Consider the following 23,838-nt stretch of genomic DNA (forward strand, 5'->3'; position numbering starts at 1 on the left):
TGCCCCGGTTCATGGCAGCCTGCCTGGAAGACTGGGGAGCCGTTGAAGCCCTTCTGATTGTTCGATCAGCCAGTATTGAGACTGAAACGGATGGTTCTGAATAAGTGGCAAGGATTTCCCTTGATTCAGGGACAAAGTGTTAAAGAGTTTCCTTCGATGCTATAATGAATGGAGATCAACACTGTTCCAAGTGTTAGAAAATTCTGAAATGAGTTGATTCAATGAATGATACAGGCATCGGCCAGCTGACATTCTGTGGCGGCTGAGATTCCAAGATCGGAGCAGGTGCTCTGTCACAGCTGGTTTCTCAACTGCCGGTGAATTATGATCCCAACCTTCTGGTGGGATATGATTCCAGTGATGATGCAGCAGTCTATAAATTAAATGATGAAACCGCGCTGATCCAGACGCTGGATTTTTTTCCGTCCATGGTCAGCGATCCTTATCTGTTTGGCAAGATTGCCGCGACGAATGCGCTGTCGGATGTCTGGGCCATGGGCGGCCGGGTTCTGACCGCCATGAATATCGTTGCCTTTCCCGAGCGGATGGATCTGGCAGTCCTGGGGGAAATCCTCCGCGGCGGTGCGGAAAAAGTTCAGGAGGCCGGCGGCATACTGTGCGGCGGGCATTCGATTCATGATACCCCGGCCAAATACGGGCTGTCCGTAACCGGCATCGTCCACCCCGATTCCGTTCTGGCGAACAATGGCGTTCAGGAAGGGGATGTACTGGTCCTGACCAAACCCCTGGGCACCGGTCTGATTTCAACCGCCGCCTCCGTCGGTGAGACCAGCGAGGAGGCCTTCCGGGAAGCAGTTCGTTCCATGACGACGTTAAACCGCTATGCGTCCGAGGTCTTCGTCCCGGCTCGTCCCCATGCCTGCACCGATGTGACGGGTTTTGGCCTGGCCGGTCATCTCCACGAGATGCTCGGAGGCCGCTTCAGTGCGCTTCTGGATCGGTCCGCCCTCCCGGTTCTGCCGGACGCGGCCCGCTGCGCCTCAGAGTTTCTGACCACAGCCGGAGCCCAGAAAAACCGGAACTTCATGACAGAATTCATGACCTTTGAACCGGCGGACTTTGCAACCGAGGAGCTCCTGTTTGATCCTCAGACCTCCGGCGGACTGCTCTACTCCATGACCGAAGCAGCCTGGGAGTCGATCCGTACAAAGACGGCAGGACTCCCCTTTGAACCGGCAGTGATCGGACGGGTCATCCCCCGGTCGCAAGATCCCCAGCGGGAGATCGTGGTCCGATAGTGTCCGGCCTGGGTGGGAGAAGCTCTTTACTGCGAGGACCCCTCTTACGCGGAGGGGCAGCGGTAACTACCTATAAAGAAAATTTCAGCAATAAGGAGACCGTATGAAAGAAATTAATGCAATGGGCAAGGTTTGTCCCCTGCCGGTGATTGAAACGAAGAAAGCGCTGAAAAGCGAAGAAGGAAAAGACGGTGTCAGCGTCCTGGTGGACAATCTGATCGCGACCCAGAATCTGTCGAAAATGGCCGACCAGATGAAACTGAGCCACTCGGTGGAGCAGATCTCGGCATCCGAATACCGCGTCCAGATCGGGGGAGTCGGGGAGGAACCGGTCAAAACCGTATCTCAGACTGCCCCCGGAAACGGGTATGTGGTAGCGGTGGGATCCGATGAGATGGGCATTGGGGACTCCGTGCTCGGGAAGAAACTGATCGGCAGTTTCCTTTATGCCCTGGCGGAGCAGGATGAAATGCCCCGCATGATTCTGTTCTATAACGCCGGCGTTCGCCTGACGGTAGAGGGCTCCGCCAGTCTGGAAGACCTCCGGGCGCTGCAGAGTGCCGGCGTGGAGATTCTCAGCTGCGGTCTTTGCCTTGATTTTTACGGGCTGAAAGAAACTCTGGCGGTGGGCAGTGTGACCAACATGTACCGCATTGTTGAGATCATGCGCACCCACCATACGGTAACCCCCTGATGGCTCAGGTTTATCTGATTGCGGCCTTTGCCTCGACTCATGACGCGATGAAGGCGGAAACCCTGATGACCCGGCACGAAATCCCGGCCCGCCTGATTCCTGTGCCGCCGGAGGTCTCAGCCGGCTGCGGCCTGGCGCTGCGCGCCCTGATCGAAGACCAGGCAAAGGTGGCGGCTGTTCTGGCGGAAGCCGGGGTAACCGTGGATCTTTATCAGTTACTGCGTGACGGCAGCAAGCGAACCGTCGAAAGGTTGGAACCATAATGGCAAATATCATCATTGGCACCGCCGGACACATTGATCACGGCAAATCTACCCTGATCAAGGCGCTGACCGGCATCGCCACGGATACCACCGAAGAGGAAATCCAGCGCGGCATGTCCATCAACCTTGGCTTTGCCTATTTCGACCTGCCTTCCGGCCGGCGGGTAGGCATCATTGATGTTCCGGGACATGAGCGCTTTATCAAGAACATGCTGGCGGGAGCCCAGGGCATCAACATGATCCTCCTGGTCATCGACGCCAATGAGGGCGTCATGCCGCAGACCCGCGAACATGTCAATATCCTGAACCTGCTGGGAATTGAAGACTACATCGTCGTCCTGTCCAAAGCCGATCTGGTGGAGGATGAAATGCTCGACCTGATGGAGGATGATATCCGGGAGCAGTTTGAGGGAACCCCCATCGAAACCGCCTCCATCGTCCGGGTGGATTCACTGTCAGGCCGGGGACTGCCGGAACTGGTCAACAACATTGACCGGCTGGCGGACCGGATCCGGCCCATGAATCTGACGGCGGAACCGCGGCTCAACATCGACCGCATTTTCTCCGTCAAGGGGTTTGGCACAGTGGTGACCGGTACCCTGCTGGAGGGAACTATTCGAACCGATCAGGATCTGATGGTGTACCCGGCCGGAATCCCGGTGAAAATCCGCAACATTCAGGTTCACGAAAAGAATGTGGATCTGGCCCAGGCCGGTCAGCGCACGGCGCTGAACCTGTCCGGGGTGAAAGTGACGGATCTGCAGCGCGGCGACATCCTGACCACCGAAGGCAATTTATCCAAATCCTATATCGTGGATGCCAGAATCCGGGTGCTGCCCGATTACAAGCGGCCGCTCAAGCTCTGGGACCGGGTTCGGGTCTATATGGGAACCGATGAAATCATGGCCCGGGCCGTTCCCCTGGGAACCGAGGAAATTCCGGCCGGCGGGGAGGGCTTCATCCAGCTGCGTCTGGAAGAAGAAATCGCCGCCAAGCCAGGAGACCGGATCATTCTGCGGGCCTATTCCCCCATGGTGACCCTGGGTGGCGGCCAGATCCTGGATCCGGCCACCGTCAAGCATGGCCGGTTTGACGAAACCATTCTGCGCGGACTGGAGCTGCGCGGCACCAATGATGTGGATGCCGTGATCCAGGATTTTCTGATGAACTCGGACCAGCCCCTGGTTTCTGAAAAGGAGATTCTGGACAACATCCAGGCCGACAAGTCAGATCTTCAGGACAAGCTGTCCGCCATGAAAACCACCGGCAGCGTGCTGCAGCTGGGCGGACTCTATATCGGTTCGGACCGGCTCGAAGAAATGCGCAAGGAATTCCTGCGGATTCTGAACGACTACCATCAGAAATCCCCCCTCAAGGCCGGCATGCCGCGGGAGGAACTCAAGTCCCGGATTAAATTCGTTGCTAAGGGCAAGCCCTACGATCTGATCCTGGAGCGCCTGGTTGAAGAGGGGACCATCCGGGTATTCGGCAGTCTGGCCAAGGCTCCGAACTTTGAGGTGGTATATACGAAGGAACAGAAAAAACTGCGGGATGAGCTGGAAACGGCACTGCTCGACGGTGCCTATGCCCCGCCGTCCCTGAAGGAGCTGTGCCCGGACAAGAAATGTCTGGCTGTCATCGACTCCATGGAGGATTGCCTGGTGCGCCTGGATCAGGACATCGTCATTCACCGCCGGCACTACGAGGCAGCTCTCGCCCTGCTGCAGGAACACGCCAAGGCCCATGGCTCCATCGCCCTGGCTGACTTCCGCGACCTGCTGGGCACTTCCCGCAAATATGCCGTGGCTCTGCTGGATTATTTTGATAAGATCGGTCTGACCCAGCGCCAGGGCGAAGTCCGAATTCTCACCGGAAAGGAAGTCTGATCCCATGATCTATCTGGATAACGCAGCGACGACGGCGCATAAGCCGGAAGAAGTGGCCCGGGCGGTTTATGAAGCCATTGCCAGCGGCCATCTGGGCAATCCGGCCCGCGGTGCCCATGATTATGCTCTGGCGGCGTTCCGGGTCATTTACCGCTGCCGGGAAGCCGCCGCTGAACTGCTGGGGGTGGATGACCCGCTGCGAATCGCGCTGACCGCGAACGCCACGGACGGTCTGAACCGCGTTCTGAAGGGACTGCTGGGCAGCGGCGACCACGTCATATCAACGGTGACGGAACATAATTCGGTGCTGCGTCCCCTCTATCAGCTGGAAGCCCAGGGGATGGAGCTGGATCTGGTTGGCATTGACGCGCGGGCACACCTTGTCTATGACGATTTCGAGCGGTATCTGCGCAAGAACACCAAGGCAGTCGTGGCCACGGCGGCCTCCAATGTCACCGGGAACCCGACGGATCTTCCCCGGCTGGCCCGATTCTGCCGGACTCACGGCTTGCTCTTCATCGTGGATGCCTCGCAGGCAGCCGGGGTTTTTGATCTGAACATGAAACAGCTGGGGATCGACGTCCTGGTCGCCACCGGTCATAAATCACTGTACGGACCGCAGGGTACCGGCCTGGTGGCGGTGGGCCGGGACCTGGCTTTCCGGCCGGTATTTTCCGGCGGATCGGGGGCTCATTCCTTTGACCGGGAACACCCGGTCACTCTGCCGGATGTCCTGGAGTCCGGCACACTCAATACCCCGGGGGCGGCCGGTCTGACCGCCGGCATCGAATATCTGCGGACAACGGGTCTGGCAGACATTCGGGCCAGGCTGAACCGCCTGACCGGAGCATTCCTGGAGGGGGTTCGGGACATTCCGAATCTGCGCCTCTACGGCGATCCGGACATGCCCGGACGGGCGCCGGTCATCGGGCTGAATCTGGGCGATCTGCCCTCATCGGAAGTGGCGGCGCTGCTCAATGAAGACTACGGCATTGCCGTGCGCCCCGGCGCCCACTGCGCCCCCCGCCTTCATGAAGCCCTGGGAACCAGGGAACAGGGGATCGTGCGCTTTTCCTTTTCCCCATTCAATACCATCGAAGAAATCCATGAGGCCGTAGCGGCCCTCAAAGACTTGTCAACCATGACGGGAGGAACTACATAATGGCAAAAGTAAATATCATGAGACTGCTTCCGTCCGTTGATGAACTGTTCAAACATGAGAAACTGGCGGCACTTAATGAATCGATCCCGGCGGTGCGAATCAAGAATTCCGTTCGGGATGCCCTCACTGCACTGCGCGAGGAGTACCTCGCACGCAAGGATGATCCGGACTTCATTCCCTATGATGAAGACGAGATTGTCGAAAAGGTGTTGTCTCGCATCCTCGCCGAACATGAAACCTCACTGAAGAAAGTCATCAACGGAACCGGAATCGTCATTCACACCAACCTTGGGCGCTCCCTGCTGCCCGAAGTCGTCCGGGATGCGCTGCTGGACGCCGCTTTCTCCTACAACAATCTGGAGTATGACCTCAAGAGCGGACAGCGCGGCTCGCGCTATACCCATCTCGAGTCCACCATCAAGGAACTGACCGGCGCGGAGGATGTCCTGGTGGTCAATAACAATGCCGCTGCCGTCATGCTGGCTCTCAACACCATGGTTCAGGGACGGGAAGCGATTATCTCCCGCGGGGAGCTGGTGGAAATCGGCGGCTCCTTCCGTGTTCCGGAAGTTCTGAAAATGTCGGGCGGTTTCCTGCGGGAAGTCGGTACCACCAACAAAACCCACCTGTATGACTATGAGGAAGCCATCTGCGAAGAAACGGGCATCCTGCTGAAAGTCCACACATCGAACTACCACATCATCGGTTTTACCGAAACCGTTGACGGCCGCGACCTGGCGGAGCTGGGGCGCAAGCACGACATTCCGGTGGTGGAGGATCTGGGCTCCGGTCTGTTTGTGGATCTGTCAAAGTATGGCCTGGAGTATGAACCGACGGTGCGCGATACCCTGGCCAAAGGTGTCGATGTGGTGACCTTCTCCGGGGACAAGCTGCTGGGCGGGCCTCAGGCTGGCATCATTGTGGGCAGGAAGAAGTACATTCAGGCCATGAAGAAAAATCAGCTGACCCGGGCCCTGCGGGTGGATAAGATGACTATTTCGGCTCTGGAGGCAACGCTTCGGCTGTACCTGGATGAAGACCGCGCCATGGCTGCCATTCCCACCATGCGGATGCTGACCCTGACGCTGGAGGAACTGGCTCACCGGGCCGAAGTACTCTACCGGAACCTGCTGCGCAAGGTGAAAACCTGTCACCTGGATGTTGTGGACTGTCAGTCCCAGGTCGGCGGCGGCTCGCTGCCGCAGGAGCGGCTGCCCTCGCGGGCCGTCACCATCGTGCCCATGAACATGAGTCTCAATGACTTTGAACGTCGGATGCGGCTGGGAAAGTACCATGTCATCGGCAAGATTCACAAGGAGCGGTATGAGCTGGATGTCCGCACCTTCCTGGAAGGCGACATGGAGAAAATCGTGGATGCCGTCAAGCTGGCTCTGAAGGACAATGGCAGAGCATCTGCCGAATAAGGCAATATCGGCCGAAGAAGACCGGATTCGTCACAGAATTCGGTCTTCTTCGGCATTTTCGGGGAATTGTTCGGAAGAAACGGCCATTTTGCAGGCCAATCGAGTGAATCGTTCAGCAATTGACCGGATCGCGGTGAGACCGTTAACAACCGGTAAAAAACCTGACTGAATTATAAGTTCGTTAAAATTATTTGCTTTGGTTTATTAAATTTAAATTAAATCCTGAGAAAATCGAGGGTTAAAAATGAATATAAAAATAGAAGGGGTGAAGTTACGTAAAAAAGTTTCTGCATTTTTTGAAATTCATTTATTTATCTGATAAAAAACAATGAAGCAATGTAATCGTGCCCAACTGGTTGAGGTAACCCGGTTTCACGTTCCTGATTGGGGGATATGGCTCATCACAAGGATATTTCGCTTCCTGCAGCAGTGGATATGACGATTGTTCGACAAATGACGGAACTTCAAATCGTTATTTCATTATCAAAGTGTTTTCGACTCGAGTACGAAATGTTCGATCTGTATATTACAATTGCCAGTTTCATGATTGTATGCAATTAACTTGAGTTAGAACTGGTGATATACTCCAGTTGTTCATCGACATTATTTTTACAGGAGGTTTGTATGGACAACAAATTATCAAAAGAAGCCTATGGCGGTATTAACGGAAAAGACTATGTTCCGTATATCACATCAGGCGATAAAAAAGGTGGCAATCTCATTGTCATGATTGCCGGAATCATCCTTGCCGTTCTGTTTGCCGCATCCACCGCTTACTCCGGAATGAAGTCGGGTCTGACCGTCGCAGCCGGAATCCCGGGATCCATCCTTGGATCTGCCATCATCGCTGCTTTTGCCAAGCAGAAGGGAATTCTTGGTAAGAACCTTCTTCAGGGTATGTCTGCCGGTGGTGAATCAGTCGCTTCCGGATTGATCTTCGTTCTGCCGGCCGTTCTTCTGATCGGCGGAAAGATCAGCTTCATTGAAGGCATTGCCGTTGGCGCTGCCGGTGTCCTGTTCGGAATCGGGGTATCCACTCTGGTTCATGACTACCTGCTCGTGGAAGAACACGGCAAGCTGATGTATCCGGAATCCATGGCGATTTCCGAGACGCTGGTCGCTTCCGAAGGAATGGGCGAATCCATCAAGTATATGGGAATCGGTTTTGGAATCGGCGGTCTGATTACTCTGGTAACCAGCTCCTTCCTCAACAAGGTAAATAATGTCATTTCCTACGTCAATGAGACATTCTACAAATGGCGGATGGAAGTTGAAGTCAGCCCGATGCTCCTGGGTATCGGATACATCGTTGGAATGGAAGTATCCCTGATGATGTTCGCCGGATCCATCCTGGCTAACTTCGCTGTACTGCCGCTGATCGGTTACTTCTCCTCCTTTGCCGCTGACGGAGTCACCGTCTGGAACAACCCGGGCGTTGCCATCAATGCCATGAAGGTTGGAAACATCGCAGGCAGCTACCTCCGTTACATCGGAGCCGGTATGATGCTGTCCGGTGGTCTGATCGGCGCGATCAAGCTCATCCCCACCATCATTACCTCCATCAAGAAGACACTGGGAGCCAAGACTTCTGCCGCAGGCAGCGAAGAAGGCGCCGGTGTCGGCCGGATCATCCTGCTGGCTGGTTTCATCATCTCCTTCATTGCCGGATTCCTGATTTCAGGCGGCAACGTCATGATGGCTCTGCTCGCTTCTGTGCTCTCGGTTGTCCTGGCTATGCTGTTCGCCATCGTTTCCGGACGTCTGACCGGAACCGTTGGAACCTCCAACCTGCCGGTATCCGGAATGACCATCGCCTCCCTGGTTCTGGTCACCCTCCTGTTCCTCGGCTTTGGCTGGACTTCACCTGAAAACAACAAATCCCTGCTCCTGTTCGGTTCCTTCATCGTGACCGCCATCGCCATGGCCGGAGGCTATACCCAGTCTCAGAAAGTCAGCATGGTTCTCGGTGGAAGCCGCAACGAAATGTCCAAGTACCTCGCAATTGCTTCCATTGTCGGTGTTGTAACCGTCGTTGGAACCATCATGCTGCTGGCTGATCAGCTGGTTCTTACCGGAGATCAGATGCAGTTTGCTCTGCCGCAGGCTAACCTGATGGCAACCCTGACCGAAGGCATCATCTCCGGACGTCTGCCCTGGGGCATGATCATCACCGGTATCGTCATGGGAATTTTCTTCTACCTGCTGAAACTTCCGGTCATGACGGTTGCCATCGGATTCTACCTCCCCATCGCCACCACCTCCATCATCCTGATCGGAGCTCTGATCCGCCAGTTCATCGAAATGACAGCGAAGACGACTGCCGACAAGGAAGCCAAGATTTCCAACGGAATCAGCCTGTCTGCCGGTCTGGTCGCAGGAAGCTCCATCATCGGTCTGATCGGTATCATCCTTCAGGTTACCGGAGTGCTGAAACTCCCCGATATCACCGGTTTCGCCGCTTCCAACAACATGGCCTGGATCCTTCTGGCGGTGCTGATTGGTCTGACGGTGGTGACTCTGATGAATGCCGGAGCCCGCAAGTCTGGTAAGTAATAACGTGTCAAATAAGTCAATGGGCCCGGATGTGGTTTACAAAATTGTAGACCCCATCCGGGTCACCCAAAATGAGGAAGGCATTGTCACCCTGAGCACGCCTCAGGATCATATGATTCAGCGCTGGGCGCGTGCCGTGGGGTTTAAAATACCCAGGGAGAAGCATCTGGAGCTGGACGAGTACGGAAGTTTCATCATCAGCCGGCTCGATGGAGCCGCAACCTTGGAGCAGATCGCCCTGTCTCTGAAAGAGCGCTACGGCGAAGCGGCTGAGCCGCTGCAGGAACGTCTTGCTGCCTATCTGTCACATCTTGAGAAAAATCTGGGCATGATCGAACCCGTAACGGACTCGACTCATGCATCAAACAATCGAAAGGGGTAATCTTATGGATTTCAACAACACCAAATGTCCCGCTGTGTTTCGTTTTTTTGAGGAAATGAACCAGATCCCCCGTGGATCAGGCAATGAGCAGGCCATCAGCGACTGGCTCGTCCAATTTGCCAAGGAGCGGGGACTGGAAGTCATCCAGGATAAAGCACTGAACGTCATCATCAAAAAGCCCGAAACGGCCGGCTATGAGAATGCCAGACCGGTCATCCTGCAGGGACACATGGACATGGTCTGTGAAAAAGAAGCAGACAAGGAGCACGATTTCCTGAAGGATCCCATTACTCTCGTCGTGGAGGGAGACAAGATCCATGCAGACCGCACGACCCTGGGCGCTGACAACGGAATCGCCGTCAGCTACGGCCTGGCGCTGCTGGATTCCAATGATATGGCGCATCCTCCCATCGAGCTTCTGGTCACCACATCCGAAGAAACCGGAATGGACGGAGCCTTTGCCCTGGATCCATCCCATCTGGCTGGCCGGCGTCTGATCAACATTGATGCCGAGGAAGAAGGCAAGCTTCTTGTCAGCTGTGCCGGCGGAATCGGAGCTACGATCAGCCTGCCCGTTGAACGGGAAACTCCAGCAGCTGAGGCTGTCGCCATGGAGCTGAAGATCGACGGCCTGCTGGGCGGTCATTCCGGCATGGAAATTAACAAGCAGCGCGGCAGCGCCAATAAGCTCATGGGCCGGATTCTGTTCGACCTTGAGAAAAACGGCGAACTCCGCCTGGCGGCCCTGAACGGCGGATCCAAGCATAATGCGATCCCCCGCAGCGCCTCCGCGATCCTGATGCTTCTCCCCGCTGAAGTGGAAGCAGTTAAGGAACGGATCCAGACCTGGACGGCCGTTCTGGCCAATGAGCTTCAGGGGGTGGACGAAGGCCTGAAAATCACCCTGGAAACCGCGGCGGAAGGTGTCAGCGGTGTGTTCACCAAGAGCACCACACATCGCGCCATCGCGATCCTGCGGCTGATTCCAGCCGGCGTGATCAACATGAGCATGGCAATTGCCGGCCTGGTTCAGACCTCCAACAACCTGGGCGTGGTTATTACGGAAGCAGACCGGATTACCTTTGAAAGCGCAGTCCGCAGCTCCGTTCGCTCCCATAAGATGGCAGTGGCCGAAGAGCTGGAAATCATCGCAGAACTCACCGGAGCCAGCATTGAATACGCCTCGGTCTATCCGGAGTGGCAGTATGATCCGTCTTCAGAACTGCGCGATGCCTTTGTGGCAGTCTATCGTGACATGTACCAGGCTGAACCCGAAATCACTGCGATCCATGCCGGACTGGAGTGCGGTCTGCTCAGTGAGAAGTATGATGGAAACATCGACCTCATCTCCTTCGGACCCAATCTCTACGATGTTCACACCCCTCAGGAGTGCATGAGCATTTCATCCGTGGAACGCACCTGGGAATACCTCAGAAACGTTCTGGCAAAACTGAATAACTAAAACACGGATCAGCCCACCCCCCCCCCCGGTGCTGATCGCTAATCCCCCTTCGAAAGGGCACGAGTCGATCACAGTCGATTCGTGCCCTCTTTTTTTTCGCCCCGTCCAGTTGGATTGCTTGTGGAAAAAAAGAGGCGCAGAATTTCCTGAACATCACAAAGTACGGCGATGGTGAAATCACCGGTTTCAATTTGAAGAGCAATAATGAAATGAGACATGGGACTCGCTGTGCAATCAGTTGCTATACCACATTGCAAAGGAGTGTTTCCATGTCTCAGTCAGACCGTATCTTATTCGAACTTGAGGTGAAAGGGGTACTTCAGTATTCCGTTCAGATCATCCATTCGGCATTTCTTTCAAAGTAAATCAGTGTCCGGTGTCCGGAGCCAGTGTCCAGCTTCCAATGTCTGGATTTAGGCCTCCATTGTTCGAAGTCCAGTGTCCAGTGCAATGAAAGGATTGCGGATGAGTCATTTGATAAAACATCCAGCGTGCGCTTGCCTTAAGGCTGAATGGAGGTCTTCTTTCATCAAAAAAACGGGCGAATTATTTGGATATTTCTCGGATTGATTATCTAAACGTTATCAAAAATCACGATATTATTCTGTCAATATTCCTCTCCCAGCAGGGGACAAGTGTGTCATCTGCCGTGCAGCTGTGCTGTCCCAATTAACTCTGATATTAGGATCCCGGGCAAAGCGAATCAGCTCCTCCTGCCCAGCTGGAATCGGGTTGAATCCATGCGGGCTTTTTCCCTGACGTTCCGATGGATCGATTTCGAGGTAAAACTGATCATGGAACCTGAATTGATCAAGGGCAGGTTCACAAAATGGGTGCTGGCTTCAGGAAATGGCTGTATTGGCTGATTCCAAACACTGAATCGGTGGAAGAGCTTGAATTATGCCATTCCTTGATTCTGGCTGTCGCAATTTAATTGCATGCAAGTGATTTGGCCATCTGATGGTGGTTGTTTAAAATATATGATTTGATAATAAAACGGGATTTTGAGTGTGGAACAATGGCCTAAATCCTTGCTAAATTCACAACATGATCAGGATAAAACGGTGTAAACGTGCTATAATAAGTTTGTACTATTTATTTGCGATGGAATTGAAACAGATCCGGTCAGAATCAAATAAAAAAGCCGCAGTCTGACGGTTTTTGACCGATCAGCTGCAGCTGTTCATTTAAACTGGCGGGAGTGTGTGGGAATCGAACCCACCCGAGAGGCTCCTAACCCCTCATACAGGTTTTGAAGACCAGAGAGCACACCAGAACTCATCCACCCCCATGCTTTGTGATTGTAAACCAGAATTTCCTGTTAGTCAATACTTTGAAACAAACAAACGAATGACTCCAGTTCCGGAAGATGAATTGCATGCAGGCGCATTGCCAGACTTTGATTTGATGAATTTTTTTGCAGGTCAGAACAAATTATCTACCTGAAACACAGGAATCTTTTGGTTCTTGTAAAAATTCCAGCCGCAATCTTATAGATTTTTAGCAATCCAAGTATTTTTTGCCAAAAGAACAGATTCGCGATGATAAAATCAATACTTTGTGAAACTTCAAATTTGAGTTGGAATTCTTCGAAAAAGATTATCAAAAAAAAGTCAAAGTGTGGTATTATAAGCATGGTAATTTATGGGGGCGAGATTTTAGACGTTCCATCCCATAAATGAACCCCGTACGGTGGCTTCACCGGCATGCGGTAAAAAACCAAATATTTCTGGAAGAAAGCTGGAAGAGAGTATCCCTTGAAAGATCAGGGACACCGAAGGGACAAGTCGTGATCTGCCAAGATCAATGGATGAAATTCTCAGGTACCAATATTCCTGCTGGACAGAACCTTGATTTAACTGGGGAAACACGGCAGTGTTTCCCCTTATTCTATTTTTGCGCACATTTTGAATGAATCCGGGCTTATTTCCGGAGAAGACAGGAGTACCCAATGAAACTTATTACAAATAATCCGATGGTCCGTGATTTCTTTGTGGGCCAGGATGACATTGAACTGGAGTATCTGGATGTCCTTGGCTACATGGATGTTCTGAAACGGGCCAGAGATGAAATTCATCTGGGGCAGGTATTGCTGACGCACCCGCTCTCCGGCAGCGTCAAGCCCAACGAGACTCCGTATAAGTCGGTCGCCATTGGAAAGGATTCGCTGCACGACATCGACTCCCTCTGGCTCATTGAACAGGCCATAGCGACCTATATTAAATTTGAGAAGAACAAAGCCATGCCACAGTGGACGGAACAGGTAAGAGAAGATTTCATGGTGGTTGACTTTGATCTGATAAAAAATGCATTAAGAAGGTAGGTAGAGTATGTCAGTTGTTTATGACCTCATCATTATCGGTGGGGGACCTGCAGGTCTGGCCGCTGGATTGTACGGCGCCAGAGCCAGAATGAAGACCCTGATCATTGAAAAACAGAAGATGGGCGGACAGATCGTCATCACCGACGAAGTGGCCAACTATCCCGGATCCGTGCACGAAGCCACCGGACCAAGCCTGATCGCCAGAATGCTGGAACAGTGCGATGAGTTCGGAGCAGAAAAAGTGTTCGACGATATCACCGGTTTTGATTTTTCCGGAACCACCAAGATCCTCAAAGGAAAACATAATACATACGAAGGCAAGGCCGTCATCGTGGCCACCGGAGCGAACCCGAGAAAAATCGGCTGCCCGGGCGAAAAGGAACTGACCGGCAAGGGCGTTTCCTACTGCGCAACCTGCGACGCTGACTTCTTCCAGGATTTGGAAGTCTATGTCATCGGCGGAGGGGATACAGCGGTAGAAGAAGCCATGTACCTGACCAAGTTTGCCCGCAAGGTGACCATCGTTCATCGCCGGGAAGAGCTCAGAGCTGCTAAATCCATTCAGGAAAAGGCATTCAGCAACGACAAAATCGGTTTCCTCTGGAACACCGTGGTGGAAGAGCTGAAGGGCGACGGAATCCTTGAAAAGATCGTCTTCAAGAACGTCAAGACCGGAGAAATCTCTGAAGTCGAAGCGGATGAGGAAGACGGAACCTTCGGCTGCTTTGTATTCACCGGATACCTGCCCCAGGCTGAAATGTTCGCGGGAACGCTGGACATGGAGGGTGGATACCTCAAGACCAACGACAACATGGAAACCAACGTGCCTGGCGTTTACGCCGCCGGTGATGCCAGAGTGAAGAGTCTTCGTCAGGTTGTCACGGCTACCGCTGACGGAGCCATCGCTGCCGTACAGGCCGAAAAATACATCGAACACATGGAGTAGGAGCAGCGGCACTGTGCCGAATGCTTCACCCATCATCGGAACCGTAAGGTTCCCCCGAAGTTTGCGTGTTATTCACAACACTTTGTTACCATTAACACACCTATTATTAAAGGAGGATGAGAAATGCTAGCACTGGACAAAGATACCTTCCAGCCGGAAGTACTCGAAGCAAAGGGATTAGTTTTCGTCGATTTTTGGAGCCAATCCTGTGAACCCTGCAAAGCTCTTATGCCGGATGTTGAAAAACTGGCTGAAAAGTATGCAGGAACCATGAAGTTCACCAACATGGATACCACCAAAGCCAGACGCGTTGCCATCGGTCAGAAAGTACTCGGTCTGCCCACTTTAGCGATCTACCGCGACGGTGAGAAGATTGAAGAACTGACCAAAGATGACGCAACCATCGAAAACATCGAAAATATGATCAAAAAGTATGCAGCCCAAGCTTAATAAAAGCTGCAAATAAAGAAAAGAAAGGGGATAAACTATGCGTCTAGAAATCGGAAACATCCTGATTAAGGATATCCAGTTCGCAGACACGACTAAGGTGGAAAATTCCGTTCTCTACATCAACAAGGATGAGATGATCAAGGAAATCAACACCGACGACAAAATTGCCTCCGTTGACCTCGACATCGCCAAACCAGGCGAAAGCATCCGCATCACTCCTGTCAAGGACGTGATCGAGCCCAGAGTAAAAGTTGCCGGAAACGGTGGCATTTTCCCGGGATTCCTTTCCAAGGTTGATCAGGTCGGAGAAGGCCGCACTCATGTCCTGAAAGGGGCAGCTGTTGTTACCACCGGTAAGATCGTCGGATTCCAGGAAGGAATCATCGATATGACCGGAATCGGAGCGGACTACACCCCGTTCTCCAAGACCCTGAACCTGGTTGTTGTCGCAGAACCCATCGAAGGACTCCTGCAGCATGACCATGAAGAGGCAGTTCGTCTGCTCGGCTACCGTGCCGCAAGATATCTTGCTGAAGCCGGCCGCAACATCGAGCCCGATGAAGTCAACGTATACGAGACCAAGCCGATCTTCGAACAGGCCGCTCAGTATCCGGAACTCCCGAAGGTTGCTTATGTCTACATGCTTCAGACCCAGGGCCTGCTGCATGACACCTACGTCTACGGCGTAGATGCCAAGAAGATCATCCCGACCTTCATTTATCCGACCGAAGTCATGGATGGAGCCATCGTGTCCGGAAACTGCGTATCAGCCTGCGACAAGAACCCCACCTATGTTCACATGAACAACCCCATCATCCACGATCTTTATGAAAGACATGGAAAAGACTACAACTTCATGGGAGTTGTCATCACCAACGAGAACGTTTATCTGGCTGACAAGGAAAGACATTCCAACATGGTCGCCAAGCTCGTTGAATGGCTCGGCGTTGATGCAGTCATCATTTCTGAAGAAGGCTTCGGCAACCCGGACGCTGACCTCATCATGAACTGCAAGAAAATCGAGAAGAAGGGCATCAAGACCGTCATCGTCACCGACGAATATGCCGGACAGGACGGAGCTTCCCAGTCTCTGGCCGATGCTGATCCGATCGCGAATGCCTGCGTCACCGGCGGAAACGCCAACCAGCCGATCGTTCTGCCGAAACTTGACCGTGTCATCGGACACATCAACTTCGTCAATACCATCGCCGGCGGACACAATGAATCCCTCAGAGGAGACGGAACCATTGAAGGTGAGATTCAGTTCATCACCGGTGCTACTTCTGAAGTCGGATACAACAAACTGACCGCAAGAACCAAGTAATTCCCCTTATTCAAACCAAACGGGACTTGTCCCAATCATCGACCAAAATAAATCAAATCGAAGGAGAAATATTTATGAGCCGTTATGATGGTAAGAAAATCATCGTAATCGGAGATAGAGACGGTGTTCCGGCACCAGCTATCACCGAGTGTTTAAAAGATATTGACTGCGAAGTTGTCTTTGCGTCAACTGAGTGTTTCGTCTGAACAGCTGCAGGCGCTATGGACCTTGAAAACCAGAAGAGAGTTCTCGAAGCAACCGAAAAATTCGGTCCCGAGAATGTCGTGGTTCTCATTGGTGCATCAGAAGCCGAAGCTGCCGGTCTGGCAGCGGAAACAGTTACAGCTGGTGACCCCACATTTGCAGGCCCCCTGGCTGGAGTTAGCCTTGGGCTGAGAGTTTACCATTGTGTTGAACCTGAATTCAAGGATGAAGTCAATGCTGATGTTTATGAAGAACAGATCGGCATGATGGAAATGGTTCTCGAAGTAGACGAGATCATTGCTGAAATGAAGGGCATCCGCGAACAGTACACCAAGTTCCAAGACTAATTTAAATCGAAATACGAATAAGGAGGAATTGTACGAACATGAGTAAACTCAAAGTAGTACACTATCTGAACCAGTTCTTTGCCGGCATCGGTGGAGAAGATAAAGCAGACGTTGCACCTCAGATTCTGGAAAATCTCCCCCCTGTAACCCAGCAGCTGTCCAAGCTGTTAGGCGAAGATTATGAAGTAGCCGGCGCAGTTGTCTGCGGAGACTCCTACTTCAATGAAAATCTTGATACAGCCAGAGAAGAAGTGCTGAACATGATCAACTCATTCAATCCGGATCTCGTGATCTGCGGACCTTCCTTCAATGCCGGACGTTATGGTATGGCTTCTGCCACCGTTGCATCCGATGTCGAAGCGAAGCTCAAGGTGAAAGCCTTTGCCGCCATGTACGAAGAAAACCCGGGTGTTGACGTATTCCGCAAGAAGGTATACATCGTTAAGACTTCTGACTCCGCTGCCGGTATGAGAAAAGCTCTTCCCGCAGTTGTAGAGTTCGCAAAGAAGTATGTTTCCGGCGCAGAACTGCACCCGGAAGCCGATGGATTCTTCTCCAAGGGAGTCCGTGTCAATCAGTTTGTTTCTGAAAGAGGTTCCAAGCGGGCCGTTGACATGCTGATTAAGAAGATGAAGGGCGAAGAGTTCGTTACCGAATATCCGATGCCTGAATTCGACCGCGTTGATCCCAATCCGGCCGTTAAGGACATCACCAAGGCGAAGATCGCTCTGGTTACCTCCGGCGGAACCGTTCCTTTTGGTAACCCGGATCACATCGAATCATCCTCCGCTTCCAAGTACGGCGAGTATGACATCACCGGATTTGACAGCCTGAAGAAGGGTGAATGGGAAACCGCTCACGGCGGATATGACCCGACCTACGCCAATGACGTTCCAGACCGCGTACTGCCGGTTGACGTTCTGCGCGACCTGGAAAAGGAAGGCAAGATCGGCGAGCTCTACAAATACTTCTACACCACCGTTGGAAACGGAACAGCCGTTGCTTCCTCCAAGGCTTTTGCCGCTGAATTCAGCCAGAAACTGAAAGCAGACGGAGTGGACGCAGTTATCCTGACCAGTACGTGAGGCACCTGTACACGTTGCGGTGCAACAATGGTTAAAGAAATTGAAAGAGCTGGCATCCCGGTCGTTCACATGTGTACGGTCGTTCCGATCTCCCTGACGGTTGGTGCTAACCGGATTATCCCGACGGTTGCGATCCCGCATCCGCTTGGAAACCCGGCCCTGACTCCGGAAGCTGAAAAGGTTCTGCGGCGCAAGCTGGTCGAGAAGGCTCTCAAGGCTCTCGAGACAGAAGTTACCGAGCAGACTGTATTCGAAGACTAATTCCAAATATACTGGCGGCCTCATTAAGCAGCTGGTGATTGAAACCATGGCTGCACGATTTGTTCGTGCAGCCACGATTTCAAAAAGAATTGTATAAATAATCAAATGTTATAATTTTTAGTCAACCGACTAACTTGGAGGTAACTTAATGAGACCTGTATTGAAAAGCGCAAGCTATATCCTTGTCCATACACCTGATATGATCGTGCACAACGGCACGACGGTTCTGACCGAAAAAGTTACAAGCCCTGATTCAGAATTCCTCAAGACGGTGGAATCCAAGATCAGATCCTATGAAGATGTAATCAACTATGCCCCCAACCAGGTATACATCGGGAACATGAAGCCGGAAGCACTGCGCGACCTGGCAGAACCCTGGTGCAACACTCCGGTGGAAGGCACAAGAGAAGGAAAATACGGTTCGATTGTTCCGCAGGATGAATTCATCGCCATGATGAAAGTATCCGATGCATTTGACCTGGTATTCCTCAACAGGGAATTCACGGCTGATGTGAAGAAAAAAATGGAACAAAGCCCATTATATAATGCAACTGACCTGGCTGACCTGAAGGACGGCGCAGATCAGGCCGACATCGACAAGATGGTTGCCGACCACGGCGAACCGCTGATCCATGAAGGCAAAGTCATTGGTGTCATCAAGCGTGCACACGACATTGACAGCAACCTGACTGCACATATCATTTTTGAGAACCTCGTCGTGAAGGCTTCCGGAATCATCGCTGCCCGCGAGCTGTTCCTCAAGAGCGGCCTGAATCCTGAAGACGTAGAATATGTCATCGAGTGCTCCGAAGAAGCCTGCGGCGACATGAACCAGAGAGGCGGCGGCAACTTCGCCAAAGCCATCGCTGAAAAAGCCGGAATGGTCAACGCCACCGGATCCGACACCAGAGGATTCTGTGCAGCTCCGACTCATTCCCTGATCCACGCTGCCGCCCTGGTTGCTTCCGGAACCTACACCAACGTTCTCGTTGTTGCCGGCGGAGCTACCGCAAAGCTTGGAATGAATGCCAAGGATCATGTCAAGAAGGGTCTCCCGGTTCTGGAAGACGTTCTCGGCGGATTCGCCGTTCTGGTCAGCCAGGATGACGGAGTTTCCCCCGTTGTCAACCTGACCGCTACCGGACGCCACACCGTAGGCACCGGATCCTCACCCCAGGCTGTTATTACCTCCCTGGTAACCAACGCTCTGGATAAGGCTGGTCTGAAGATCACCGACATCGACAAGTATTCCGCAGAAATGCAGAATCCGGATATCACCAAGCCGGCCGGCGCTGGAGATGTTCCGACCGCCAACTACAAAATGATCGGAGCCCTTGGCGTAAAGCGCGGCGAGATGGAGAAATCCTTCCTCAATGACTTTATCGTGAAGCATGGTGTTCCCGGTTTTGCACCGACTCAGGGACACATTCCGTCCGGTGTGCCGATCATTGGATACGCCATCGACGAACTGAAAGAAGGCAACCTGAACAAGGTAATGGTTATTGGTAAGGGATCTCTGTTCCTCGGCCGCATGACTAACCTGTTTGATGGTGTTTCCTTCATCATGGAAAAGAATGAAGGGGCAGCTCCTGCCGAAACCGGATCCTCCATGGATGAATCCAAGGTCAAGAGCCTCATTGCAGACGCCATGAGAAAGCTGGCAGAAAGCCTGTCCGAAGAGGTTTAAAACATATGGATGAGAGAAAATTAATCTCCAAGACGTTCCTTGAAATAGCGGACGCCCTGGAAAAAGGCAAGAGTCTGGGAGGTCACCGGATCGGTCTGACCACCTTAGGTTCTGAGCACGGCGAGAAGGCTCTGCTTCAGGGCGCTCTCCTGGCGAAGAAGCAGTTCCCGCAGATCGATGTGGTTCTGATCGGACCCAAGAATGATACCGGGCTGGAAACACTGGAAGCCAACAACGAAGATGAGCAGTACAAAGTCATGGAAGAGGCGCTGGACTCCAAGAACATCGAAGCCTGCGTCACCATGCACTACAACTTCCCCATCGGTGTTTCCACCGTTGGAAAAGTCGTAGCACCTGCCAACGGACGTGAAGTCTATATCGCAACCACGACCGGAACCTCCTCTGCCCACCGGGTAGAAGGCATGGTCAAGAACGCCATCTATGGCATCATCGCAGCCAAGGCTGCCGGCGTAGAGAAGCCAAAAGTTGGTATTCTCAACGTGGATGGTGCCAGAGCGGTGGAAATCGTTCTGAAAAACCTCAAAGCCAAGGGCTATGACATTGAGTTCGGTGAATCCGAGCGCGCCGACGGCGGAGCCGTTCTGCGGGGCAATGACCTGCTGATGGGCGCGGTTGATGTTGTCGTAACCGATACCCTGACCGGCAATCTGCTGATCAAGTTGTTCTCTTCCTTCACCTCCGGTGGAAAATACGAGACAACCGGTTCAGCCTATGGCCCGGGAATCGGCGAAGGCTACGACCGCAATGTCCTGATTCTGTCCAGAGCATCCGGTACCCCGGTAATCGCCAATGCCATCAAGTATGGCTATGATGTGGTTCACGGCGGCATCAACAAGCTCGCTGAGGCAGAATTCAAGAAGCTCAACGCCATGAACTGGCTGAGCCTGGTTAAGAAGGATGACAAGAAAGCGGAGAAGAAGGAAGCTGCTGAAATCAAGGCGCCCAATAAAGTGCCGGTAACCGGAAGCATCTCCGGCATCGACATTATGGAACTTGAAGACGCAGTGAAGGTTGTCTGGGCCGGCGGCATCTATGCCGAATCCGGAATGGGCTGCACCGGACCTGTTCTGCTGGTTCCTGAAGATAAAGTGGCTGAATCCACCGGACTTCTGGCGAAAGCCGGATTCCTGGCAGCTGAGTCTTCCATCTGTTAATATCCCACAAGAATGCAGACTGCGGTCTGCATTCTTTTTAGACAAGCAGTCAGCGAATGTGATGTTCATACCATCGCTTCGCTGACTTTCTTTTTTTGTAACTACAAATCGCCCTTTTTTTGATATAGTAGTAATCATCGAAAGGTAGGGTGACTATATGAGAAAACGAGCTTATCAAATGACTGGTCTGATTTCCCTTGGCCTGAGTGCTATGATTCTGGCCGGATGCAATATCAATCTGCCAACCAGCCGGCCGGCAGAATCACAGCCCGGGGTTACTACCGCCGGGTCCACTGCCACCACAGCTGCCACCAAGCCTGGTACACAGTCCAGCCAGACCCTGCCGGAAACTTCGCCGGCGACCACAGCAATCGAAACTCAGCCGGTGACAGTCCCTGTGACAGTCCCTGCTACCATCCCGGCCACCATACCGACTACCAAGCCAGCCACCAAGCCAGCCACCAAGCCAGCCACTAAACCCGCCACCAAGCCGGCAACAAAGCCTGCGACCAAGCCCGCCACTACCACATCCACAAAAACGACCACTTCCGGTGCCACCGGTGCGTATGCCGATATTTCCAATAAACGATACGAGTGGAGCTACGGCTATCCCACCAGCTGGGTGACAGACTTTTCCGGACACTGGAATTACAGTTCCGGCAAACTCTATCTGACCATGGATCTGGGATACGAGATGGGCTATACCAATGTCATTCTGGATACCCTGCGGGATAAGGGTGTCAAAGTAACCTTCTTCGTCACGACGGAGTATATCAAAGAAAATCCCGGAAAAGTCCGGCGGATGCTGGATGAAGGCCATAAAGTCGGCAATCATTCCACCAAGCACATCAACATGGTGAAATTAGCCGAAACCAGTGAGGACCCACTGGTCGAGAATACGAAAAAGTGGGAGGCTGCCTATCAGGAAGCTACCGGCCGTACCAGTCACCTCTACCGCGCGCCGGAAGGCGTATTCAGCAAACGTGGAATGACCATTCTCGAAGATATGGGCTATGACATTATCTTCTGGGGAGCGGCTTATGCCGATTACGATGAAAACAACCAGCCCAGTGTCGAGACCGCAAAGGAAAAGCTCTATAAATTCATCAGCTCTGGCGACGTCGTTCTGCTTCACCCATTCAAGACGAATTCAGAGCTTCTGCCGGAGTTCATCGATGACATGCGGGGCAGGGGCTATGATTTCTCCCTGGTCCCCTAAACGGGTCAGAGGCAGAAATTCATCACCAACAGATTCGACTCATATTCTGAGGTTCTGTAGTTTGCAGAGCCTCAGAATATTTTTTTAAATATTTTTCCGAACGTGTGTTTACGAGAAAATATGTTCGATTTTTGTCCCGACAAGTTCCTATACTTGAATCAAACCAACAAACAAAGGAAAAGGAGGGACAGCAGGGCGGGATTCAATGTCCCCTGCGATGAATATGAAAATCAAACTTCAATTTACATTAGGAATCATAATGGCGATGTGTCTCTTTGTCATCACATACCAGGCCTTCTGGCGGGCAGTGGGGTATCTTGTCGGGATTCGCCCATAAACCAGGCCGCAGAGTCTGAAATCGCACCAGAGGGCTCCTCAACGGGTTGTCAGGTCATCAGGTCATCAGGTCATCAGGTCGAATAAATCATCAGGGCAACTGGAAACCGGTCATTGACTGGATCGTTATTTAGGGTTCATTGAGACCAGAAAAAAACAGACTGCAGCCCGGGGGCGGCAGTCTGTCATTGCAGACATGAAACCTGTTCTCATTCTTCCTTTTAGAGGAGAATCAACAGGATGGGGGCAGTGACCAGAATGGAGAGAATAACCCGTTCCACCCAGAGAATGATGTAATCCTTCATCGTCAGGGGAATGTCTGTTGCCATCATGCAGGGGATGGAGGCTGAGAAGAACAGGATTTCGGATACGCTGACAACAGCGACCAGCATCCGGGTCATGAGCGGAGCATCCACCACAAAGGCAGCGGGCAGAAGCATTTCAGCGATGCTGGTAGCCAGAGCCTGTGCGGTCAGGAAGGGTTCTGGCGTCATGGTCAGATAGGTAAAGGGAACGAAAATATAGCCGATGATGTCGAAGATCGGAGTATATCTGGCGATCAGAAGACCGAGCATGCCAACACCAAGCAGTGACGGGGCAATATTCAGAGCCATTTTGAAGCCGTCGATGAAGTTGTTCATCATGACTTTGCCGACGCTGGGTGATTGATGGAAAACATCCATAGCTTCGCCCATCGCGCGGCTGAAGGTGATGGGTTTCTGTTCTTCTTTTACTGCCGGTGAGCCATCGATGTAAGTATCAGGCTTTTTTGACAGGGGATAAATGTGCGTAGTGATCGCTGTGACCACAAAGGTTACGACGGCGGTCAAAATGAAGTAAAAGACCCATCGATCCATAATGCCCAGCGTCTTGGCCACGATGATCATAAAAGTGGCGGAAACGGTGGAAAAACCAGTGGCGATGATAGCGGCTTCTTTCGTTGTGTAGCGTTTTTCCTGATAAACCCGGTTGGTGATCAACAGAGCCAGGGAGTAGCTGCCCACGAAGGAAGCGACGGCGTCAACGGCCGAGCGGCCCGGAGTGCGCCAGATCGGACGCATGATTTTTTCCATATAGACGCCGATAAATTCCATCAGACCGAACTCAGTAATGAATCCCAGGAAAATTGATCCGATGGGAACGATGGTGGCGACGGATACCAGTATGCTGTTCCAGATGAGGGGCAGCATATTTTTTTCATGAATGGCAGCCGGTCCCATTTTTGTGACAAACAGGAAGGCGAAAACCAGGGCAACCAGTTTCAGAATATAAAAAATCATGGCGGAGGTTGATTTAGCCCAGCTTTTTTTCATGGTCGAATAAACGACGCCGGCGATGACCATGATCAGACCAAAGATCAGATTGTAGTTGGGAATCTTCTTGATGGCGGTGACTA

Annotated in this window: 19 protein-coding genes, 1 tRNA gene and 1 riboswitch; of the genes, 18 read left to right on the forward strand and 2 right to left on the reverse strand. The window is 52.5% G+C overall.

Annotation, left to right across the window (positions count from 1 at the left end):
* Nucleotides 1-275: 275 nt before the first annotated feature.
* The 9 genes from selD (at nucleotide 276) to P6M73_RS01325 (ending at nucleotide 11,085) form a co-directional block, all read left to right on the forward strand.
* Nucleotides 276-1,259, forward strand: coding sequence for a selenide, water dikinase SelD (selD, locus tag P6M73_RS01285; protein ID WP_347276323.1), 984 nt, complete (start codon nucleotides 276-278; stop codon nucleotides 1,257-1,259).
* Between the two features lie 103 nt (nucleotides 1,260-1,362).
* Complete coding sequence (gene yedF / locus P6M73_RS01290) at nucleotides 1,363-1,953, forward strand: sulfurtransferase-like selenium metabolism protein YedF (RefSeq protein WP_277854376.1); 591 nt, start codon at nucleotides 1,363-1,365, stop codon at nucleotides 1,951-1,953.
* Nucleotides 1,953-2,216, forward strand: a complete 264-nt coding sequence (locus P6M73_RS01295) for a putative Se/S carrier protein (protein WP_277854377.1) — start codon at nucleotides 1,953-1,955, stop codon at nucleotides 2,214-2,216. Before yedF ends, P6M73_RS01295 begins: the two co-directional genes overlap by 1 nt.
* A complete protein-coding gene (gene selB, locus P6M73_RS01300) occupies nucleotides 2,216-4,102 on the forward strand; it encodes a selenocysteine-specific translation elongation factor (RefSeq protein WP_277854378.1) in 1,887 nt (628 codons plus the stop codon). The genes P6M73_RS01295 and selB overlap by 1 nt, the downstream gene beginning before the upstream one ends.
* Before the next feature lie 4 nt (nucleotides 4,103-4,106).
* Nucleotides 4,107-5,264, forward strand: coding sequence for an aminotransferase class V-fold PLP-dependent enzyme (locus tag P6M73_RS01305; RefSeq protein WP_277854379.1), 1,158 nt, complete (start codon nucleotides 4,107-4,109; stop codon nucleotides 5,262-5,264).
* Nucleotides 5,264-6,688: an L-seryl-tRNA(Sec) selenium transferase gene (selA, locus tag P6M73_RS01310; protein WP_277854380.1), complete on the forward strand. Its 1,425-nt coding sequence runs from the start codon at nucleotides 5,264-5,266 to the stop codon at nucleotides 6,686-6,688. Before P6M73_RS01305 ends, selA begins: the two co-directional genes overlap by 1 nt.
* Before the next feature lie 624 nt (nucleotides 6,689-7,312).
* Nucleotides 7,313-9,241, forward strand: coding sequence for an OPT family oligopeptide transporter (locus P6M73_RS01315; RefSeq protein ID WP_277854381.1), 1,929 nt, complete (start codon nucleotides 7,313-7,315; stop codon nucleotides 9,239-9,241).
* A 31-nt stretch (nucleotides 9,242-9,272) separates the two neighbouring features.
* Nucleotides 9,273-9,623 carry a PqqD family protein gene (locus tag P6M73_RS01320; protein WP_277854382.1) on the forward strand — a complete coding sequence of 117 codons (351 nt, stop codon included), beginning with the start codon at nucleotides 9,273-9,275 and terminating at the stop codon, nucleotides 9,621-9,623.
* Nucleotides 9,624-9,627: 4 nt separating this feature from the next.
* Complete coding sequence (locus P6M73_RS01325; protein ID WP_277854383.1) at nucleotides 9,628-11,085, forward strand: aminoacyl-histidine dipeptidase; 1,458 nt, start codon at nucleotides 9,628-9,630, stop codon at nucleotides 11,083-11,085.
* A 1,193-nt stretch (nucleotides 11,086-12,278) separates the two neighbouring features.
* Here the strand turns inward: P6M73_RS01325 and P6M73_RS01330 are convergent.
* Nucleotides 12,279-12,375, reverse strand: a tRNA-Sec gene (locus P6M73_RS01330).
* A 443-nt stretch (nucleotides 12,376-12,818) separates the two neighbouring features.
* Nucleotides 12,819-12,930, forward strand: a riboswitch (glycine riboswitch).
* Between the two features lie 106 nt (nucleotides 12,931-13,036).
* On the opposite strand from P6M73_RS01330, the gene P6M73_RS01335 reads away from it, so the two are divergent.
* The 9 genes from P6M73_RS01335 to P6M73_RS01375 all read left to right on the forward strand — a co-directional run bounded on the left by P6M73_RS01335 (nucleotide 13,037) and on the right by P6M73_RS01375 (nucleotide 22,106).
* Nucleotides 13,037-13,408: a GrdX family protein gene (locus P6M73_RS01335; RefSeq protein ID WP_277854384.1), complete on the forward strand. Its 372-nt coding sequence runs from the start codon at nucleotides 13,037-13,039 to the stop codon at nucleotides 13,406-13,408.
* A gap of 7 nt (nucleotides 13,409-13,415) precedes the next feature.
* A complete protein-coding gene (gene trxB, locus P6M73_RS01340; protein WP_277854385.1) occupies nucleotides 13,416-14,354 on the forward strand; it encodes a thioredoxin-disulfide reductase in 939 nt (312 codons plus the stop codon).
* Nucleotides 14,355-14,477: 123 nt separating this feature from the next.
* Nucleotides 14,478-14,804, forward strand: coding sequence for a thioredoxin TrxA (gene trxA, locus P6M73_RS01345; protein WP_277854386.1), 327 nt, complete (start codon nucleotides 14,478-14,480; stop codon nucleotides 14,802-14,804).
* Nucleotides 14,805-14,841: 37 nt separating this feature from the next.
* A complete protein-coding gene (locus P6M73_RS01350; RefSeq protein WP_277854387.1) occupies nucleotides 14,842-16,128 on the forward strand; it encodes a glycine/sarcosine/betaine reductase component B subunit in 1,287 nt (428 codons plus the stop codon).
* A gap of 74 nt (nucleotides 16,129-16,202) precedes the next feature.
* Complete coding sequence (grdA, locus tag P6M73_RS01355; RefSeq protein ID WP_277854388.1) at nucleotides 16,203-16,679, forward strand: glycine/sarcosine/betaine reductase complex selenoprotein A; 477 nt, start codon at nucleotides 16,203-16,205, stop codon at nucleotides 16,677-16,679.
* Nucleotides 16,680-16,717: 38 nt separating this feature from the next.
* On the forward strand, nucleotides 16,718-18,025 hold the full coding sequence (gene grdB, locus P6M73_RS01360) for a glycine reductase complex selenoprotein B (protein ID WP_277854389.1): 1,308 nt from the start codon (nucleotides 16,718-16,720) through the stop codon (nucleotides 18,023-18,025).
* A 148-nt stretch (nucleotides 18,026-18,173) separates the two neighbouring features.
* Nucleotides 18,174-19,712, forward strand: a complete 1,539-nt coding sequence (grdC, locus tag P6M73_RS01365) for a glycine/sarcosine/betaine reductase complex component C subunit beta (RefSeq protein ID WP_277854390.1) — start codon at nucleotides 18,174-18,176, stop codon at nucleotides 19,710-19,712.
* A 5-nt stretch (nucleotides 19,713-19,717) separates the two neighbouring features.
* Entirely contained in the window at nucleotides 19,718-20,887 is a 1,170-nt protein-coding gene (grdD, locus tag P6M73_RS01370; protein ID WP_277854391.1) for a glycine/sarcosine/betaine reductase complex component C subunit alpha, read from the forward strand.
* 178 nt (nucleotides 20,888-21,065) lie between these two features.
* Entirely contained in the window at nucleotides 21,066-22,106 is a 1,041-nt protein-coding gene (locus tag P6M73_RS01375; protein ID WP_277854392.1) for a polysaccharide deacetylase family protein, read from the forward strand.
* Between the two features lie 557 nt (nucleotides 22,107-22,663).
* Here P6M73_RS01375 and P6M73_RS01380 read toward each other — a convergent pair.
* Nucleotides 22,664-23,755, reverse strand: coding sequence for a YjiH family protein (locus P6M73_RS01380; protein ID WP_277854393.1), 1,092 nt, complete (start codon nucleotides 23,753-23,755; stop codon nucleotides 22,664-22,666).
* Nucleotides 23,756-23,838: the final 83 nt, after the last annotated feature.

Origin of the sequence: Anaerococcoides asporogena, assembly GCF_029590275.1 — a bacterium.
In the GTDB taxonomy this organism is placed as follows: domain Bacteria; phylum Bacillota; class Clostridia; order Clostridiales; family Clostridiaceae; genus JG1575.